This window comes from Flavobacterium sp. PLA-DH12, assembly GCF_059511845.1.
Window position 1 is genome coordinate 422004 of record NZ_JCAMPD010000003.1, and the last position, 17565, is coordinate 439568.

Annotated in this window: 18 protein-coding genes; 8 read left to right on the top strand and 10 right to left on the bottom strand. The window is 32.1% G+C overall.

Annotated elements, in window-relative coordinates; translation table 11 throughout:
- Positions 1–36: 36 nt before the first annotated feature.
- The 3 genes from AC5ZCW_RS08040 to AC5ZCW_RS08050 form a co-directional block, all read right to left on the bottom strand.
- Positions 37–1251, bottom strand: coding sequence for an RsmB/NOP family class I SAM-dependent RNA methyltransferase (locus AC5ZCW_RS08040; RefSeq protein WP_111379012.1), 1215 nt, complete (start codon positions 1249–1251; stop codon positions 37–39).
- A 137-nt stretch (positions 1252–1388) separates the two neighbouring features.
- Positions 1389–3368: a KUP/HAK/KT family potassium transporter gene (locus AC5ZCW_RS08045; protein WP_343541622.1), complete on the bottom strand. Its 1980-nt coding sequence runs from the start codon at positions 3366–3368 to the stop codon at positions 1389–1391.
- A 131-nt stretch (positions 3369–3499) separates the two neighbouring features.
- Positions 3500–4810 carry a hypothetical protein gene (locus tag AC5ZCW_RS08050; protein WP_496118978.1) on the bottom strand — a complete coding sequence of 437 codons (1311 nt, stop codon included), beginning with the start codon at positions 4808–4810 and terminating at the stop codon, positions 3500–3502.
- Positions 4811–5060: 250 nt separating this feature from the next.
- Between AC5ZCW_RS08050 and AC5ZCW_RS08055 the strand changes: the two genes are divergently transcribed.
- Positions 5061–6122 carry a beta propeller repeat protein gene (locus AC5ZCW_RS08055; protein WP_343541626.1) on the top strand — a complete coding sequence of 354 codons (1062 nt, stop codon included), beginning with the start codon at positions 5061–5063 and terminating at the stop codon, positions 6120–6122.
- 71 nt (positions 6123–6193) lie between these two features.
- On the opposite strand, the gene AC5ZCW_RS08060 is transcribed toward AC5ZCW_RS08055, so the two are convergent.
- The 4 genes from AC5ZCW_RS08060 to AC5ZCW_RS08075 all read right to left on the bottom strand — a co-directional run bounded on the left by AC5ZCW_RS08060 (position 6194) and on the right by AC5ZCW_RS08075 (position 8951).
- Positions 6194–6652 (bottom strand): sensor of ECF-type sigma factor, encoded by a 459-nt coding sequence (locus tag AC5ZCW_RS08060; protein WP_496118979.1) that lies wholly within the window; start codon positions 6650–6652, stop codon positions 6194–6196.
- A 31-nt stretch (positions 6653–6683) separates the two neighbouring features.
- Positions 6684–7103: a hypothetical protein gene (locus AC5ZCW_RS08065; protein WP_496118980.1), complete on the bottom strand. Its 420-nt coding sequence runs from the start codon at positions 7101–7103 to the stop codon at positions 6684–6686.
- Positions 7104–7136: 33 nt separating this feature from the next.
- Positions 7137–7679 (bottom strand): RNA polymerase sigma factor, encoded by a 543-nt coding sequence (locus AC5ZCW_RS08070; protein WP_343541630.1) that lies wholly within the window; start codon positions 7677–7679, stop codon positions 7137–7139.
- Positions 7680–7757: 78 nt separating this feature from the next.
- Positions 7758–8951, bottom strand: a complete 1194-nt coding sequence (locus AC5ZCW_RS08075) for an SRPBCC family protein (protein WP_496118982.1) — start codon at positions 8949–8951, stop codon at positions 7758–7760.
- 416 nt (positions 8952–9367) lie between these two features.
- Here AC5ZCW_RS08075 and AC5ZCW_RS08080 point away from each other — a divergent pair, with 416 nt between their 5' ends.
- Positions 9368–9748 carry a pyrophosphohydrolase domain-containing protein gene (locus tag AC5ZCW_RS08080; RefSeq protein ID WP_496118984.1) on the top strand — a complete coding sequence of 127 codons (381 nt, stop codon included), beginning with the start codon at positions 9368–9370 and terminating at the stop codon, positions 9746–9748.
- Positions 9749–9981: 233 nt separating this feature from the next.
- Here AC5ZCW_RS08080 and AC5ZCW_RS08085 read toward each other — a convergent pair whose 3' ends face one another.
- Positions 9982–11052 (bottom strand): branched-chain amino acid aminotransferase, encoded by a 1071-nt coding sequence (locus AC5ZCW_RS08085; RefSeq protein ID WP_343541641.1) that lies wholly within the window; start codon positions 11050–11052, stop codon positions 9982–9984.
- Positions 11053–11362: 310 nt separating this feature from the next.
- On the opposite strand from AC5ZCW_RS08085, the gene mnmC2 reads away from it, so the two are divergent.
- Both mnmC2 and AC5ZCW_RS08095 read left to right on the top strand, forming a co-directional pair.
- The gene (mnmC2, locus tag AC5ZCW_RS08090; protein ID WP_496118986.1) at positions 11363–12025 is read left to right on the top strand and encodes a tRNA (5-methylaminomethyl-2-thiouridine)(34)-methyltransferase MnmC2; all 663 of its coding nucleotides are present in this window, start codon (positions 11363–11365) and stop codon (positions 12023–12025) included.
- Between the two features lie 166 nt (positions 12026–12191).
- The gene (locus AC5ZCW_RS08095) at positions 12192–12389 is read left to right on the top strand and encodes a hypothetical protein (RefSeq protein ID WP_095928926.1); all 198 of its coding nucleotides are present in this window, start codon (positions 12192–12194) and stop codon (positions 12387–12389) included.
- A 28-nt stretch (positions 12390–12417) separates the two neighbouring features.
- Here AC5ZCW_RS08095 and AC5ZCW_RS08100 read toward each other — a convergent pair whose 3' ends face one another.
- Positions 12418–13365: a LysR substrate-binding domain-containing protein gene (locus AC5ZCW_RS08100; protein WP_496118989.1), complete on the bottom strand. Its 948-nt coding sequence runs from the start codon at positions 13363–13365 to the stop codon at positions 12418–12420.
- A gap of 107 nt (positions 13366–13472) precedes the next feature.
- Between AC5ZCW_RS08100 and AC5ZCW_RS08105 the strand changes: the two genes are divergently transcribed.
- The 4 genes from AC5ZCW_RS08105 to can all read left to right on the top strand — a co-directional run bounded on the left by AC5ZCW_RS08105 (position 13473) and on the right by can (position 16837).
- Positions 13473–13952: a Dps family protein gene (locus tag AC5ZCW_RS08105; protein ID WP_111379024.1), complete on the top strand. Its 480-nt coding sequence runs from the start codon at positions 13473–13475 to the stop codon at positions 13950–13952.
- A 122-nt stretch (positions 13953–14074) separates the two neighbouring features.
- Positions 14075–14356: a hypothetical protein gene (locus tag AC5ZCW_RS08110; protein ID WP_343541647.1), complete on the top strand. Its 282-nt coding sequence runs from the start codon at positions 14075–14077 to the stop codon at positions 14354–14356.
- Between the two features lie 83 nt (positions 14357–14439).
- A complete protein-coding gene (locus AC5ZCW_RS08115) occupies positions 14440–16086 on the top strand; it encodes a SulP family inorganic anion transporter (RefSeq protein ID WP_496118992.1) in 1647 nt (548 codons plus the stop codon).
- A gap of 115 nt (positions 16087–16201) precedes the next feature.
- Positions 16202–16837 (top strand): carbonate dehydratase, encoded by a 636-nt coding sequence (gene can / locus AC5ZCW_RS08120; RefSeq protein ID WP_111288601.1) that lies wholly within the window; start codon positions 16202–16204, stop codon positions 16835–16837.
- 53 nt (positions 16838–16890) lie between these two features.
- Here can and AC5ZCW_RS08125 read toward each other — a convergent pair whose 3' ends face one another.
- The gene (locus AC5ZCW_RS08125) at positions 16891–17565 is read right to left on the bottom strand and encodes a hypothetical protein (RefSeq protein ID WP_496118994.1); all 675 of its coding nucleotides are present in this window, start codon (positions 17563–17565) and stop codon (positions 16891–16893) included.

Sequence of the window (17565 nt, forward strand, 5' to 3'; positions counted from 1 at the left end):
TTTTTTTATTTTAAGTATTCCGAAATAATTTGGAATTTATTTTTTGCGTTCCAGCAAAGCCATATAGAAACCATCAAAACCAGATTCTGAAGCTAACATTTTACGGTCTTCAATAAAAGTAAATTGCTGTCCGATTTCTGTTTTTAAGAATTTCTCCACTTGCTCTTGGTTTTCTGATGGAAGAACAGAACAAGTTGCATAAACTAATTTTCCGCCTGGTTTTACAATTTTAGAATAGCTTTCTAAAACTTCACTCTGAACTTTACGAATATTATCGATAAATTCAGGTTGTAATTTCCATTTAGAATCAGGGTTTCTTTTTAAAACTCCTAATCCGCTACAAGGTGCATCAATTAAAACACGGTCTGCTTTTTCGTGTAATTTTTTGATCACTTTTGTGCTGTCGATAATTCTGTATTCGATATTAAAAGCACCATTTCTTTTTGCTCTTAATTTCAATTGTTTCAATTTGCTTTCGTATAAGTCCATTGCAATTAGCTGCCCTTTATTTTCCATTAAAGAAGCCATATGCAATGTTTTTCCGCCTGCACCAGCACAAGTATCAACTACGCGCATTCCAGGTTTTACATCCAAAAATCCTGCAACTAGCTGAGAGTTGGCATCCTGAACTTCAAAAAGACCTTGTTTAAATGCATCTGTCAAAAATACATTGGCTCTTTCTTTTAAAACAAGAGCTTCTGGCTGGTCTTTTAAATATTCAGTTTCAATATTTAAGTCCATTAAAGTATTGCGAAGACTTTCTTTAGTACCTTTTAAAGTATTGGTTCTAAGAATAACTTTTGCTGGCTGATTTTGTGCCGCAATTTCTTTAGCCCAAACTTTTTCTCCAAGTTCTTTTACGCCCAATTCATCCATCCAATCTGGAATAGATTCTTTGATAGCTCTAGTCTTAGATAATTCATCAAAACGTCCTTTTATTTTTCTTTCAGGAGTTCCTTCCAATTGTCTCCAATCTGGAATTGGATAACCGCGTAAAACAGCCCAAACCGCAAACATTCTCCATAGATTGTCTCTGTCATAAGGTTCTTTTACTTCGGCAATTTCTGCGTATAATCGTTTCCAGCGAACAATTTCGTATATGGTTTCAGCAACAAACTTCCTGTCAGAACTTCCCCAACGTTTGTCTTTTTTTAATGCTCTAGCTACCACTTTATCGGCATATTCTCCTTCGTTGAAAATTGCATTTAAAGAATCAATGGTAGTATAAACTAAATTTCTGTGTAATCTCATTTCTATATTTTGAGTTGCAAAGGTACTATTAATTGATTGAAAGTTAAATTTTTAATACTGAATCTTACTTTAGACTTTCACTAAATGAAAAAAAACACTCTAATTTAGAGTGTTTTTTGAAATTATTGTTGAGCTTTTTATTCTTTTGAAATAATTCGCGTTAATCCAATATTTTCTGGAGCATGAAGCACCATTGGGAATTTTTCTATCTTAACAGAACTACTGTCCAAACCGAAAGCTCTTTCTTCAGACAAACTCAGTTTTTTGATGAAGAAATAAGAATTCATGATAATGTTTTCATGCCATCTTAAGTCGTTGTCATTTGATAAGAATTTCTCAGACAATACAAATTTAAAGTCTCCAATAATATTGTTTTTGTTTAAAGATTCGTAACGGCTCGTAATATCTACCTCGCCACGTTTTACCATGTCTTTGATAACTTCTCTAAACATCAAATTGATTTTGGTTGGTTCTCTAAAACCTAAGTTGAAATCAATTCTATAAATATCATCTTTCGCAATTTCTGTTACTTTATATTGCGTTTTATAAGGTTCAGTCAAAATATTCACGTGAACAAACCAATAGATATCAGCTCTTTTTGGTCGTTTTTGAAGAATAGAATAAATGATTTTTTCCTCGAGTTCATCAACGCGGTTAGCATTAGTCATATAAACCAAATGCGTAGCGTATTTTGGAATAGATAAATCTTGGCTCAACTCTACAAGAACTTGTTTGTAATCGTCAACCTTAACCACTTTCGTATAGTTTTTGTTGATTTTCTTAGCTAAATACCAGATAGTCATTACAGAAATCAATAAACTAGCAATGATTAATGTTACATAACCGCCTTCTGCAAATTTGGTAATATTAGCGAAAAGGAAACTGAACTCAATCAATAAATAAATAGTAATCAACGGTACCATGAAGTACAGTTTTACACGTTTCATAATTAAGTAGTAATTTAATAATATGGTAGTCATGATCATGCACAAAATGATGGCAAGACCATAAGCATGCTCCATATTTCCTGATTTCTCGAAATGTAAAACGATTCCAACACAACCAAAAAACAATAGCCAGTTGATTGACGGAATATATAATTGACCTTTTACTTCAGTAGGATATTTGATTTTTACTTTTGGCCAGAAGTTCAGACGCATTGCTTCGTTGATCAAAGTAAACGAACCAGAAATAAGCGCTTGAGATGCAATTACAGCTGCAAGAGTTGCAACTACAATTCCGAATGGTAAAAACCAATGTGGCATAATTAAGTAAAACGGGTTTCCGTTTTCACCACCTAATTGCTGTAATGTGCTTCCTTCATGGTGAATTAGATAAGCTGCTTGTCCGAAATAGTTTAAAACTAAAGTCGTTTTTACAAACATCCAGCTAATTCTGATATTTTTTCTACCACAGTGTCCCATGTCAGAATACAATGCTTCTGCTCCAGTTGTACATAAGAATACGAAACCTAGAACGAAGAAACCATCAGGGTGTATCGATAATAAATGATAAGCATAATATGGATTGATTGCTTTAATTACTTCAGGATAATTCGATACTTGAATAGCTCCTAAAGTCCCCAGCATGGCAAACCAGATTAACATCATTGGAGCAAAGAATTTACCAACCAATTTAGTTCCGAACTGCTGAATGGTGAATAAAACGAATAGAATTGTAATTACGATATACACAATAGTTTGTGTTTCCATCGTAGGGTAGAATGCTCTAATTCCTTCTACAGCAGATGAAATCGAAATTGGCGGAGTTATAATTCCGTCAGCGAGCAGGGCACTACCTCCAATAATGGCGGGTACTATGAGCCATTGAATTTTTGTTTTTTTGACTAATGCATATAGGGCAAAAATTCCTCCTTCACCGTGGTTGTCTGCACTTAAAGTAATAAGCACATATTTAATTGTAGTTTGTAATGTTAAGGTCCAGAACACACAAGAGATACCTCCTAAAACAATATCAGCATTTATCGTGTGATCGCCTAATATAGCCTTCATTACATACAATGGAGAGGTTCCAATATCTCCATAAATAATCCCTAAAGTAATTAATAAACCCCCAATAGACAACTTACTATGTAAGTTTTTATGCGATGCGCTCATGTTAATTTTATAAAAAGACGGTTGCAAATTTACTGTTTTAAAACAAATTAGAGGCATTTAAAATTAAAAAGATAAAAAAAAGCACAATCGTAAAATTGTGCTTCTCTTTTTAAATATTATTTATTCTAAAATTAACCTCTTCTGCCGTTCCCTCTAGAACTAGAACCATTATCTCTTTGGCTCTGTCCGCCTCTTGATTCTTGGCTTACTCTAGAAGATTCCTGGCTCATTCTTGGAGATTCTGAACGCTGACTTTGCTGTGGTCTAGCTGAATAATCTCTATTGTTGCCACTAGATTGGTTTTCTGAGTAACTTCTTGAACTTCTTTCAACTCTTGGGGCAGATGTCTCACGATTAGAATACCCTCTTGATGAGCTAGAGGTATTACTGCTTCCGTAATCTACTCTTTGGGTATTTTGTGTTCTTCGAGTAGTCTCAGCTCTTTGTGAGTTATTTACTCTAGTTGAATAATCACGATTTGTGCTTCTCTCAGTATTTACACTTTCAGAACTTCTGCCTGTAGAGTTGTAACCTCTGTTACTATTGCTATTACCGTAGCTATTGTTACTTCTGTCTACAGTAGGTCTGCTTGTTGTGTTTTTATTATCAGCGTATGTTCTGTTAGAAATTCCGTTATCAGAAGTTCTACCTGTATAATTTCTGTTTGTATTATATGTATTTCTGCTAGTTTCTCTGCTCGCAACACGTCTTTGATCTAAATCATATCTGTTGGTTGTGTTAGCATGTCTTTCTGCAAAGCTATAGTTCGGACGCATTCTTTCGTAACCATAAGTACGTCTTGTTTCATAAATCGCAGGAGCTGAATAGCTTCTTCTAACATTTACATAGTTGTAATGGTTGTTCACGTTAATATAAACATTTACATTATTTCTATATCTGTAAACTGGATAAGGATTCCATGCTCTATAATAGGTTGGGTAATAGCCCCAATACCAAGTTGAGCAGTATGGTCTGTAATTTGTCACCCAGAAAGAAGAATAGATAACAGGAACCACGCTATAAACAGGCTCATAAATGTAATTTGCTCCATATAAATAGGTGTTACCTACAACCTGAACACTTACTTTGTTGTAATTGTCTCTCTCAACATCAATAGTTGCAATATCTTGATAAACATCACGATCTAAAACAGCTTGAATAATTACAACGTGTGTTCTGTTTTCAACACTCTCAATAACACGAAGATAATCTACTTCGTTATCGCCATTAAGGTCTAAGTTTGATATTTGATATTTTGGATCATTTAAACGTCTTTCAAAATCTTGAAGGTTAGCTGATTCTCCAAACATCGAAGCAACAGCTCTTAAATCTAAGTTATCGCTTATATCTGAATTTTTTGCATATACAGTAGTCTGGCCTTGTACAGCACAAGAACTAAAAACTAAGGCTGATATCGCTATTAAAAGTAAATTCGCTTTCATGGCTAATTTGTATTAAATTATTTGTGATAGGAGATATCCAATTACTGTGCCATAAAATTTGAAGGTAATTGTCACGTGTGTAAGTGGTTGATTGTTAGTTTTTTAATTTTGAATAAATGTTTGTAAAGAGTTTTTTTGCATAAAGTTCTGTAAATGAAACAATAAATAGCCTCGCCAAAAAAAATGGGAAAATTAATTTTCTATGTGGGAATTAATTGTATTTTAGCGTTAACCAAATTTTAAATTTCCTATGAAAAAACTCGCTTTATTTTGTGTTATTTTTATTTTGCTGATGTCTTTTAAGACATTTAACTATAAAACTGACGTTGTTTACAATAATGGCTTCACATCAATGACAATTGATACATTATTTAAAGACAGAATTAGTATTAGAGCGATTTTAATTGATAAAAATAAAGTTTGGTACGGAGCAGATAATTCTCGTTTTGGTTATTATGACTTGGATAAAAAAGAAAAGTTTGAAGAACATATTTACCGCGATACGCTTAAATTGGAATTTAGAAGCATAGCGCAAACTTCAAAAGATATTTTTTTGCTGAGTGTTGCAAATCCAGCACTTCTTTATTCAGTTTCAAAGAAAGACCGCAAAGTTAAATTGGTTTACAAAGAAGTTAATCCGAAAGTTTTTTATGATAGTATGCAGTTTTGGAACGATAAGGAAGGAATTGCAATTGGCGATCCGACAGAAGATACATTCTCGATTATTGTAACACGTGACGGTGGAGAAACGTGGACAAAATTACTGTCTGATAAATTGCCAACAAATAGTACTGGAGAAGCGGCTTTTGCTGCAAGTAACACTAACATTGTTATAAAAGGAAATGATACATGGTTAGTTTCAGGTGGAAAAAAAGCACGTGTTTTTTATTCTCCTGATAAAGCAAAAACATGGAAAGTTGTAGAAACTCCTATTGTGCAAGGAAAGCAAATGACAGGAATTTTTACTGCCGATTTTTATGATTCTAAACAAGGTTTCATTGCAGGAGGAGATTACGATCTTCCTAATAATAAAGCTAATAATAAAGCTTTTACAAAAGATGGTGGTAAGACTTGGCAATTAATTGGTCAGAATATGGGATTTGGTTATGCATCATGTATCCAATATGTTCCTGGAGGTAATGGAAGAGAAATTGTTTGCGTAGGCTCAGAAGGAATACAATATTCTCAAAATGGTGGAGAAAACTGGATGCAGCTTTCTACAGATAACAGATTTTTTACCATTCGTTTTGTAAACAGAAATACTGCCATCGCAGCTGGACATAATAAAGTAGTTCGACTGAATTTTAAATAAAAAAATAAGAACCCTAAATAATAAAGTAAGTATTATTATATAGGGTTCTTATCGCTGTTGTTTTGTTATGCTTAGTCTTTATTGCCTTTGTCTCGATATTGTTGCAATAATTTTCTATTAAAGTCGTCTTCTGATTTTTTAAGCAGTAATATTTTTTTTGCCGGAAGTATTTTTTTTAGACTATTCGTGTATTTTTCTCGAAGCTGATATATTTCCTTATCTGTACTTTCAATCTGAGATAATAATGTTGCAGCATCTTTATCTGAAAGATTTGCTAGATTGTCATCTTTAAGCTTTTTAAGATACGTTTTCATTTTTAAATACTTTAATTCATATTGCTTATCGTCGTAAGCATTATAAATTGGCCAGAATTTTTCTGCTTCGGTTGAAGTTAATTCTAATTCTGTTGTCAAAAATGACACTTTAAAAGCTTTGATTTTTTCTCGCTTTTCATCAATTTTTCCGCTTTGGGCAAAAATTGAAAGACTTGTCAGAAATAGCAGGAGTGGTAAAATGTTTTTTATTTTCATTGTTAAGCTAAGTTGTTGAGTTAAGTTTGATTTAATTTTGTTCTGAAATTAAGTGTTCTAAGTTTGGACTTGTTGCCAAGATATCTTCTAATGTTTCGTCTTCCAAAGTAACATCGTTGCCTAATTTTTCAATATCACTGTCATCTAAGGTTTGAATTAAATCGTATTGGCTTATATTGGAGTGATAAGATAAATAAGTTTCTAAAGTAGCCTCATCAAGTTCGTTTGAACTGGCTTTATAATTATTTACGATTGGTATTAATAATGCGAAACCAATTACTGCTGCGGCCGCTAGCGAAATGGTTTTGCTACGTTTGTAAAAAGGAATTACTTTAACCTCTTTTTCGTCTAATTGTTGTAAAACCTTTTCTGGAAAATTATCAAAATAATTGTCTGGGGTTTTAAAACCAGATTTTATTTTGGGTTCGTTTTCTAATTTAAATGTTTTCATGATACTTATAAGATAGTTTTTGTTACAAAAGGTTTAATTTGATGTAACATATAATTCAATTTTTTTTACTGCGTGATGATAAGATGCTTTTAAAGCTCCAACAGATGTTCCTAAGATTTCTGCGATTTCTTCATATTTTAATTCTTCAAAATATTTCATTTTGAAAACTAATTGCTGTTTTTCTGGAAGTGTTACAATTGCTTTTTGAAGTTTGATTTGAATTTCATCTCCATCAAAATAAAGATCGGCTTTTAAACCATCAATAGTTTTGTTTTGCAGATCTTCAGACGAAATGCCACTTAATTTTGCTTTTTGAGATAAAAAAGTCAAAGCTTCATTGGTAGCAATGCGATACATCCAGGAAAAAAGTTTACTTTCTCCTTTAAAGTTTTTAAGATTTTGAAAGACTTTTACGAAAGTGTTCTGTAAAACATCATCAGCATCATCATGATTCAAAACAATGTTTCGAATATGAGAATACAGAGGACGCTGATAATCAGACAGGAGTTTTTGAAACGCAACATTTTGCGTTTCAGGGGTTAATAATTGTTTTATAAATTCTTTCTCGTCTATCAAACTTTTTGTTTTGTAAACTTTTTTAATAGAAGTTAGACAGAATTTAAAGCAAAAGGTTTAATAAGCCTTTGAAATTATTTAAAATTCTGAGTCTTCTTCTTGTGCAGGTGTTTGAGCAGGAGCAGGAGCTGGTGCGGCTGGTTTGCGTTTTACAGGTTCTGTGCGTGGCTGTTCTGTACGTGGCTCGCTTGTAGTCTCGCCAGTACTCTCTGGAGCATAAACAGGCTCAGTAACAGTTGCAGCAGGAACTACTTTAGGTTTTATAGGGAAATAAATCTCAGTTACTAATTTTGAAGAAGCTTTTACATCCAATTTACTTAGAGTCAAGATTTCAAGATGCGACCAGCTTAAATCTGGAATAATTTTTTGGTTATTAATGTAAGCAGTTGTTTTAGCTATTGCTTCATTTCTATGAGAGTAATCTCCAGTAAGAGTTGTTTTTACAGCGTCAAAACCATTTAACTTTCCAGCTAAAATATCGCTTCCTGAACTAGTTGAAATTTCTTTGTTAATAGGCAGACAGATTGAAATCTTTGCTAAACCAGTTTTGGTGTCGTACGTATGATAAATGATAAAAGGCTTTCCTACCGCAGATAAACCATTTGTTTCGCTAAAGTGGATAAGCTTCGGAATTACAATTCTAGCATTTTTGCTTATTTTGGCAATTTCGCTAGTAAAAGTCTGCTTGATATAAGGAGTTTCTGTTTTCTTTACCACTCCGTCTACTGTAACAGCAAAAGTTTTGGTTTCGTAGTCTAAGTTTTTATCAATATTGGCTAAACTTTTTTCGTAAATAGTTCCAATAACTCTATCTGAACCTCCATGTAATGCGGTATATATTTTAAACAAAAAGCTCATTGTTCCTTTTCCTTTCCAAGTAACTTTTGTTTTTCCGTTCAAAGTATCTTTTAAGGTCCAGTTTACATTAGCTTCTGTACCATCAAATTGCATTTTTTGGTCAATGCTTTCGCCATCTTTTGTTTTAAGGATAATAGAATTTCCTTTTCCATCAACACCATCCCAATAAAATGTAGCGCCATTTCCGCTTGTTTTATTAGCATAAGTCATTTTGATAGAAGGATCTTCAACTGACCATGATTCAAAATCTTCGTAATTTCTAAAGTCGTTTAAGTAGTTATAAACCGTTGCACGAGGCGAATTGATAACTTTACTTCTTTCTACAGAAAAATCTCCTTTCTGAGTAGCAACAAAAACAGTAAGAGCAATAAAGCTTAAAAGTGCAAAAAGAAATAAATACTTTAGAATTTTCATGGTAGATTGTTTGGTTTCGGTAAAGTTATAAATTTATCATGAGTCTTACTAATAACCCATAATGATTAGGTTTATTTTATGGCAACCAGAATAATTTATCTTTTTAAAAATATTTTAATTAGGAACAAAAGGACAATAAAAAGCAGAAAGGCTAGGAGTACTTTGTAATTTCCTTTATAAAAGACTTTATGTAATTTTAAATCTTTTCGATAAGCAAATATCATAATGATTACAAAAGCGATAAAAAAGCATACTCCAAATAGTATTTGTCCTTGACTAAACATAGTTATAAAAATTTTTAGCAAATTTAGAGATTTGTAAACGATTTGCTGCTAAATTGCCTTTTCATTTCATTCAATAAATTTTCAGATTTATTAGAAAGTGACTTAAATTAGCAAAAAAAAGAAAACTACTATATGAAAAAACAACTTGAAGCCGTAACCGAATTTCACACTGCTTTTAAAATTGGCCATAGCGCAACTCCAATTGCCGATGTAGGAGCAGAGAAAAAATTACTTCGTTATAATTTAATGAAGGAAGAAAATGAAGAGTATTACGAGGCAGTTCAAAATAATGATTTGGTTGAAATTGCAGATGCACTTGGAGATATGATGTATATTTTGTGCGGAACAATTATAGAACACGGACTTCAAGATAAAATAGAAGCTGTATTTGATGAAATCCAACGCAGTAATATGAGTAAATTGGGTGAAGACGGAAAACCAATTTATCGCGAAGACGGAAAAGTAATGAAAGGTCCAAATTATTTTAAACCTGATTTTTCGAAATTGTTGTAAAAGAATATTTTTAAACACATAGAATTATAGCTTTTAGAAATCTATAAAGGCGTTGCACTTACATTAAAACACATAGCTATGTGTTAAGAAACATGTTTCTTTTGATTATTCTCTTTGCCTTCCTATAAAAATCTATAATTCTATGTGTTTAAAACAAACTTTGTCAAATAGTAATAAAATGAAAAACCCGATAAAACTAAATTTATCGGGTTTCTTCTTATAATGGTTTTGGATTATTGAACTTTAACTGTCCATCCGTAAGTGTCTTCAGAAAGTTTATTTTGAAGATTTGTTAATTTTTCTTTTAAGAAAGAAGCATAAGAATTCTCGATTGGAGCCATTTCGAAGTATTCGTCTTTATAAGAGAATCCTTTGATAACGCTAATAACCGCAGCAGTTCCTGCTCCAAAGATTTCTTTTAGAGATCCGTTTTTGGCAGCTTCAACCAATTCTGAAACAATTACAGGACGAACTTCAACTTTTAATCCTTCTTTTTCTGCCATCGCAATTAAACTTTTTCTGGTAACACCATCTAAAATTCTTTCGCTTGTTGGAGCAGTTAATAAAGTATCATTAATTCTGAAGAAAACATTCATTGTTCCAGCTTCTTCTAGTTTTGTATGTGTTGCATCATCTGTCCAGATAACTTGTTGGAAACCATCTTTGTTTGCCAAGTTAGTTGGGTAAAACTGAGCAGCGTAGTTTCCGGCAGCTTTTGCAGCACCGATTCCACCATTTGCAGCTCTACTGAAATGCTCAGCAATGATAACTTTTACTTCACCTCCGTAATAAGCTTTTGCAGGAGAAAGTAAAATCATAAATTTATATTCGTCAGAAGGATTTGCGATAACTCCAGGACCTGTAGCAATCATAAATGGACGAATGTACATACTAGCTCCGTTTCCTCTTTGAATCCAATCTTTATCTAATTTCAATAATTCATTTAAACCATCCATAAAAATAGCTTCAGGAACTTCTGGCATTGCCATTCTTACAGCCGATTTGTTGAAACGGTTAAAGTTTTCATCTGGTCTAAACAACCAAACATCATTATTGTCATCTTTATAAGCTTTCATTCCTTCAAAAATTGCTTGTCCGTAATGGAAGACTTTTGAAGATGGATCCATTAAAATAGGAGCATAAGGCTTAATGACAGGATTTTGCCATTGCCCGTTTTTAAAATCGCATTCGAATAAATGGTCTGTAAATACAGCACCAAAACTTAAGTTGTCAAAATCTACTTCATTGATTTTTGTAGAAGCAGCTTTGATGATTTCAATTTTGCTTGTTTGAGTTGTACTCATAGTTATGTAAGTTTTTTTGTGAGATATTTTTCACTGTCGAAAAAACTAAAGTGATGATATCATGTAAAATAGAATTTATTGAATGCAAAATTAAGTAAAAATCTGTAAAATGCTTAGTGAAAATTCATTATTTATAGCTTTTGACTGAGATTTATTTATCCTATAATAAACTCAAATATTTGATTGGTTTTTATAAAGATTTTATGAAAAAAGGATGGTTTTTTGAGGCTTTACGCATTAGTTTTGATTAAATTTGATTATTAAAATGGCTTTAAAACCAATAAAGGGTCATTGTAAAATTCTGAAAAAAGTGAAAAGAGAAATAATTAAAACGCTAGATGGTTCAACTACAATTCGTTTACCTGAATGGGACGAATGTTATCATTCTAAACATGGAGCGATTCAGGAAGCAAAACATGTTTTTATTAAAAACGGACTTTCTTTATTTGAAAATCCGATAAGTATTTTAGAAATAGGTTTTGGGACTGGGTTAAATGCTTTTATCACCTATTTGGAAGCCATTAGAAAAAATCAGAAAATAGATTATATTGGAGTAGAAGCCTATCCGGTTGATGCAGACGAAATCTTGGAAATGAATTATGCTGATGAGTTGGATGCATCTGAATTTTATAACATTTTTGAAAAAATGCATAAATCGCAATGGAATGAAAAGACAGAAATTTGCGACCTGTTTTCGTTAACCAAAAGGAAACAATTTTTTCACGAAATAAGCGATTTTGAAATTTTTGATTTGATTTACTTTGATGCCTTTGGATATAGAGTGCAGCCGGAGCTTTGGAGTACTGAGATTTTTCAGAAAATGTACAATAGTTTAAAACCAAATGGCGTTTTGGTTACATACGCTGCTCGAGGAGTTGTTAAAAGAAGTATGATTGAAGTTGGTTTTACCGTAGAAAAATTAACAGGACCTCCAGGGAAAAGAGAAATGTTTCGAGCTTTTAAGAAGGTTTAAATGAGTTATTTAGAATAATTCTACATTGATTTATATGTTTTAAGAAAACGTATTCGTTGCTAAAGTTTTTAAAAAAATAAGTTAAATGTAGTGTTTATGTTAGTTATTTGTTTAAATTTGGTTCGAGTTTAAAAAAATAGATAACCCCCGAAAATCTTATTTTATTATGTCAAAAATGATGTTTGATTACACGAAATCAATACTTGAAAGAGTTAGTTTCGATCCGATACTTTTCTGCAAAGAGTTAGAAAAAGCTATCAAAACACTGTTACCTTACGAAATGGAACAATTGCAAGAGTGGTTACTGAATTTCGTTGTCGGAAAACCAGAATTAAAACAAAGTCTACAACTAATTAAAGTATAAAAAGAAAGGAGCCAAATTGGCTCCTTTTTTATTGCGCTTTCTTTTGTAATGGACTAATGATTTGAACATTCTGAAAAACAATTGCGCCTTTTACGACGCCTGCAATTGTAGATCTTAATGCGTCAATGATTTGCATCTTTAATTCGCTCTTTGGGTAAATTAAACTTACCTCTCGAGCCGGTTTTGGCTCCTTAAAGTTTCGGAGCTTCAGTTTATCGGATTCTTTTAAGTCTAAAGTGTGCAAGTACGGAAGTAACGTTGTACCAAGGCCTTCGTCTGCTAATTTAATTAAGGTTTCAAAACTTCCGCTTTGAATCTGGAAATTACTTTGATCGGCGTCTGAAACGTTTTTGCACAAATTCAAAATACCATCTCTAAAACAATGTCCGTCTTGTAAAAGCAGGATTTCATTCAGGTTTAAGTCGGCAACTTCTATTTCTTCTTTCTGGAAACTAGCATGATGTTCCGGAATATAAGCTACAAATGGCTCAAAATATAAAACAATTTCCTTAATTTTTTCGTCTTCAAGCGGCGTTGCCGCAATAGCCGCATCGAGATGTCCGTTTTTTAGTTTCAGGATAATTTCTTCTGTATTAAGCTCTTCAATAAGGAGTTTAACTTTTGGGTATTTTTTTATGAAATTATTCAAAAACATTGGTAAAAGCGTAGGCATAATAGTTGGAATAATTCCTAAACGAAATTCTCCGCCAATAAAACCTTTTTGTTGCTCTACTATATCTTTTATACGATCAGCTTCGTTTACGATATTTTTTGCTTGATTTACGATTTTTTGTCCTATATCGGTAAGCTGAATCGGTTTTTTACTTCGGTCAAAAATTAAAATATTAAGTTCTTCTTCAATTTTTTGTATTTGCATACTAAGAGTAGGCTGAGTTACAAAGCATTTTTCTGCAGCAAGTGTAAAATTTTTATGCTCAGCAACCGCTAACACATATTGCAATTGAGTTATAGTCATGTTGATAGTAATTTGTGATGCAAAAATAAGAAAATATAATTTTTATTTATGTTTATTTTAGTAAAGTTACTCTAAATTTGTAGTAAATTAGTGTAAAAAATTAGATTATGAAGACAAATATTTTAGGATTACCAGTAAAAGAGTCAGAATTATTAGTAAAAGAACTGAATGTGTTATTATCAAATTTTCAAGTCTATTATCAAAACTTGAGAGGAATTCACTGGAATATTCGTGGAAAGCGTTTTTTTGATTTACATGTGAAATTCGAAGAATTATACACTGATGCACAATTGAAAATAGATATGATCGCAGAAAGAGTTTTGACAATTGGCGGAACGCCTCTGCATACTTTTGAAGATTATATTAAAAATAATAAATTGACGGTTGGAAAAAATATTTCTAACGATGAAAAAGCAGTTCAATTGATTGTTCACTCTTTATCAGATTTATTAAAAATTGAAAGAGAAATCTTGAACAAATCTGACGAAATTAATGACGAAGGAACCAATTCTATGATGAGTGACTTCATTGCAGAGCAAGAAAAAACAATTTGGATGATGAATGCTTGGTTAGAAGAATCGTTGTAAAATATTGGTTTTTAATAAAATAGAAGCAGAATGGAATGAAAATTGCATTCTGCTTTTTTGTTTATGTTAAATTTCTATAAAAATTTCTTTGATTTTATTTGTTTAACGCTATTTTTGCTTCAATGAAATTTATAGCTCGCATATTATTATTCATATTTATTGCCTTCTTATCGACCCCGACAATTGTTCAGGCGATTAAGAAAGGAAATAATACTGCTATATCTTTTAGTATCACTGAAGAAGAAGTACATAAAGAACTTAAAAATGTAGTTCACCCTACTATTCTTGAGCATGAAGTTTTGATTCCGGTTTACATCGAGAAAAAAACAATCATTTCTGAAAACATTGTCAAACTAGACAACATCTCTCCGAGCATTTTTGCTCCACCACCTAACGTAGCATAATACTTCCGATTATTTCGAACTTTAGCCGCATTTCTATCGAGATGGGGTAAATCTTTAATGAATAATTTTTTTAGTATTATATTATGACAAAAAAAATCAATCTTTTTGCCAACCTTAAATCTGATTTTGCCTCAGGTTTAGTGGTTTTCTTGGTGGCTCTTCCGTTGTGTTTAGGTATTGCAATGGCTTCTGGAGCACCATTATTTTCTGGAATTATTGCTGGTGTTGTGGGTGGTATCGTTGTTGGATATTTAAGCCAGTCGCATATTAGTGTATCAGGTCCAGCTGCTGGGTTAACAGCTATCATTTTAACCGCAATTACCGATTTAGGAGCTTTCGATGTATTTTTAATGTCTGTTTTTATTGCTGGATTAATTCAATTAGCATTAGGATTTTTAAAGGCAGGAAGTATATCAAACTATTTTCCGACAAACGTAATCGAGGGAATGTTAGCGGGTATCGGAATTATTATCATTTTAAAACAAATACCGCACGCTTTTGGTTATGATGCAGATTTTGAAGGAGATCAGGCTTTTGTTCAAAATGATGGAAGTAATTCATTTTCATTTTTGTTTGACGTCTTAAATCATATTCACTTAGGGGCTGTAGTAGTTTCTGTAGTTTCATTGGTAATCTTGCTGGCTTGGGATAAAGTTCCTTTCTTAAAAAGAATAAAACTAGTTCCTGGAGCTTTGGTTGCTGTAATTGCCGGAGTTGTTTTAAACGAAATATTTGTATCTACAGGAAGCACTTTGGCAATTGCGAAAGAACATTTGGTTTCTTTGCCAGTTCCAAAATCTTTTGATGACTTTAAATCAATTATAATCACCCCAGACTTTACTGCTGTTACAAATCCGCAAGTTTGGGTAGTTGCTATTACAATTGCCATTGTCGCTTCTATTGAAACTCTTTTGTGTATTGAAGCTTCAGATAGAATGGATGTACAAAAACGTTATACCAATACCAACGTAGAATTAAGAGCGCAAGGTGTTGGTAATATGATAAGTTCTCTTTTAGGAGGTTTGCCAATGACTTCTGTGGTTGTAAGATCTTCTGCGAATAATAATGCAGGCGCAAAATCTAAAATGTCAGCCATTATTCATGGTGTACTTTTATTAATAAGTGTATTGTCTATACCGGCAATTCTAAACAAGATTCCATTGGCAACATTGGCGACTGTTTTGATTTTGGTTGGATATAAATTAGCTAAACCAGCAACCTTTATGCATTTCTGGGAAAAGGGGAAATACCAGTTTGTACCTTTCATTGCAACTTTGGTCTTTGTTGTTGCGACAGATTTGCTAAAAGGTGTTGCGTTGGGAATTATCATCAGTATTATTTTTGTTCTAAGAGGAAACTTGAAAAGAGCTTATGTTTTCAAGAAAGAAGAATATGAAGACGGTGATATTATTCATATCGATTTAGCGCAAGAAGTTTCGTTTTTAAATAAAGCAGCGATTAAACAAACATTGAATCACATTCCTGAAAATTCTAAAGTGATTATCAACGCTCATGATACGGAGTACATTGCGCATGATGTTTTAGATTTAATTCGTGAATTTAAAGAGACGAGAGCGGTTGATGAAAATATTAAAGTGAAGCTTAAAGGTTTCAAAGAAGCTTACGAATTGGAAAATACGCCAGAAAATAGTAATCATGTTACGATTGAACATTATTATGATGTGGCAAAAAGAGAACTGGTTCAAAGAGAGGTTGTTAAAAGCGAATAATTAAAATAAGGTGTTTTTAAGGCAGAAGAAATCTCAAATTTTAGGTAACTTTACATTTAAGTTCTTTTTTTGAGACTATTATAAATTAGAAATCACCACACAAAAAATAAAAAAAATGAGAAAATTTTATGAGCAGTTATTAGAAAATAATAAAAAGTGGGTTGAAACTTCATTAGCAAAAGATCCTAATTATTTTGCCGATTTAGCAAAAGGACAATCACCGCCTTTATTATGGATTGGATGTTCTGATAGCCGTGTTCCTGCAAACGAAATTGTCGGTGCAAAACCAGGAGAAGTTTTCGTTCACCGTAACATTGCTAATATGGTTGTGCACTCTGATATGAACATGCTAAGTGTATTAGATTATGCTGTAAATGTTTTGAAAATTAAGCATATTATTGTGTGCGGACATTATGGATGCGGTGGTGTAAAAGCTGCGATGGGACATCAATCTGTTGGAATTATCGATAACTGGTTACGTCATATTAAAGATGAATACCGTTTGCACGATAAATACTTGAATTCTATTGAAAACGAGGAAGAGCGTTTTAATGCTTTTGTTGAAATCAATACGAAAGAACAGGTTTACAACTTAGCAAAAACATCTATTGTGCAGAACGCTTGGAAAAATGGCCAAGATTTAATGCTTCATGGATGGGTTTACGGATTAAATTCAGGTTTTGTAACCGATTTAGATGTAAACATCGCTTCGAATGATGAGCTTGATGAAGTGTACCAATTAGATCTTTAATAGATAGAAATAGAAATCGCCCTTAAAAGGGCGATTTTTTTTATTCGTTTCATTTAATCAAAATAGTACATTTCATATATTGACCCAGAATACCAGTACTCGCGAATATCATAGTAAGTAGAATTGTTTAAATAATTTGTAAAAAAACGATAACAATTATCTGTGTCAGAATAATAAATTATGCTTTTATAATTATCAATCATATATCTTGTAGGATAATTTTTTGTGCTACTCTGTTCGTACAATGGTTCTATTGGAATGTTAATATTGTGATAGTATTTGAGTATTTTTTCTTTACTTGTTAAATCAGGAATGTTTTTATTTTGATTGTGCAAAAAGATTACATTTATTTCTTTATAAAATAAAGAATCATTCCTAAAAAGATAAGTAATAATTGTATTGTCTAATTCTTCTTTTAGATAATCAATATTTTTTTTCTTTTTAATTGAATCTTCCTTGTCGAATTTCCATAATTGGGTTGGACACCTTTTTCCTTCATTATTTATTTCTGGTTTTACATTGGAATACATGTCATATCTCGCAATAGATTTAATAGTATCGTCAACATTGTTTTCATTATCTAATGTTGCGATGTATGAATATTTATAGAAACCATTTTTAATTAAATCTTGTTGAGTTATTTGTTTGGTTAAGAAATGATTTATCGTGTCTTTTTTTTGACAAGTTATAAGTGTTAGCGCAACTAAAAGTATGACTATATTTTTCAT

Excerpts from the sequence above, each read along its gene's own strand:
- AC5ZCW_RS08040 (WP_111379012.1), bottom strand. The coding sequence starts at position 1,251 with ATGAGATTACACAGAAATTTAGTTTATACTACCATTGATTCTTTAAAT.
- AC5ZCW_RS08045 (WP_343541622.1), bottom strand. The coding sequence starts at position 3,368 with ATGAGCGCATCGCATAAAAACTTACATAGTAAGTTGTCTATTGGGGGT.
- AC5ZCW_RS08050 (WP_496118978.1), bottom strand. The coding sequence starts at position 4,810 with ATGAAAGCGAATTTACTTTTAATAGCGATATCAGCCTTAGTTTTTAGT.
- AC5ZCW_RS08055 (WP_343541626.1), top strand. The coding sequence starts at position 5,061 with ATGAAAAAACTCGCTTTATTTTGTGTTATTTTTATTTTGCTGATGTCT.
- AC5ZCW_RS08060 (WP_496118979.1), bottom strand. The coding sequence starts at position 6,652 with ATGAAAATAAAAAACATTTTACCACTCCTGCTATTTCTGACAAGTCTT.
- AC5ZCW_RS08065 (WP_496118980.1), bottom strand. The coding sequence starts at position 7,103 with ATGAAAACATTTAAATTAGAAAACGAACCCAAAATAAAATCTGGTTTT.
- AC5ZCW_RS08075 (WP_496118982.1), bottom strand. The coding sequence starts at position 8,951 with ATGAAAATTCTAAAGTATTTATTTCTTTTTGCACTTTTAAGCTTTATT.
- AC5ZCW_RS08080 (WP_496118984.1), top strand. The coding sequence starts at position 9,368 with ATGAAAAAACAACTTGAAGCCGTAACCGAATTTCACACTGCTTTTAAA.
- AC5ZCW_RS08085 (WP_343541641.1), bottom strand. The coding sequence starts at position 11,052 with ATGAGTACAACTCAAACAAGCAAAATTGAAATCATCAAAGCTGCTTCT.
- AC5ZCW_RS08095 (WP_095928926.1), top strand. The coding sequence starts at position 12,192 with ATGTCAAAAATGATGTTTGATTACACGAAATCAATACTTGAAAGAGTT.
- AC5ZCW_RS08100 (WP_496118989.1), bottom strand. The coding sequence starts at position 13,365 with ATGACTATAACTCAATTGCAATATGTGTTAGCGGTTGCTGAGCATAAA.
- AC5ZCW_RS08105 (WP_111379024.1), top strand. The coding sequence starts at position 13,473 with ATGAAGACAAATATTTTAGGATTACCAGTAAAAGAGTCAGAATTATTA.
- AC5ZCW_RS08110 (WP_343541647.1), top strand. The coding sequence starts at position 14,075 with ATGAAATTTATAGCTCGCATATTATTATTCATATTTATTGCCTTCTTA.
- AC5ZCW_RS08115 (WP_496118992.1), top strand. The coding sequence starts at position 14,440 with ATGACAAAAAAAATCAATCTTTTTGCCAACCTTAAATCTGATTTTGCC.
- can (WP_111288601.1), top strand. The coding sequence starts at position 16,202 with ATGAGAAAATTTTATGAGCAGTTATTAGAAAATAATAAAAAGTGGGTT.
- AC5ZCW_RS08125 (WP_496118994.1), bottom strand. The coding sequence starts at position 17,565 with ATGAAAAATATAGTCATACTTTTAGTTGCGCTAACACTTATAACTTGT.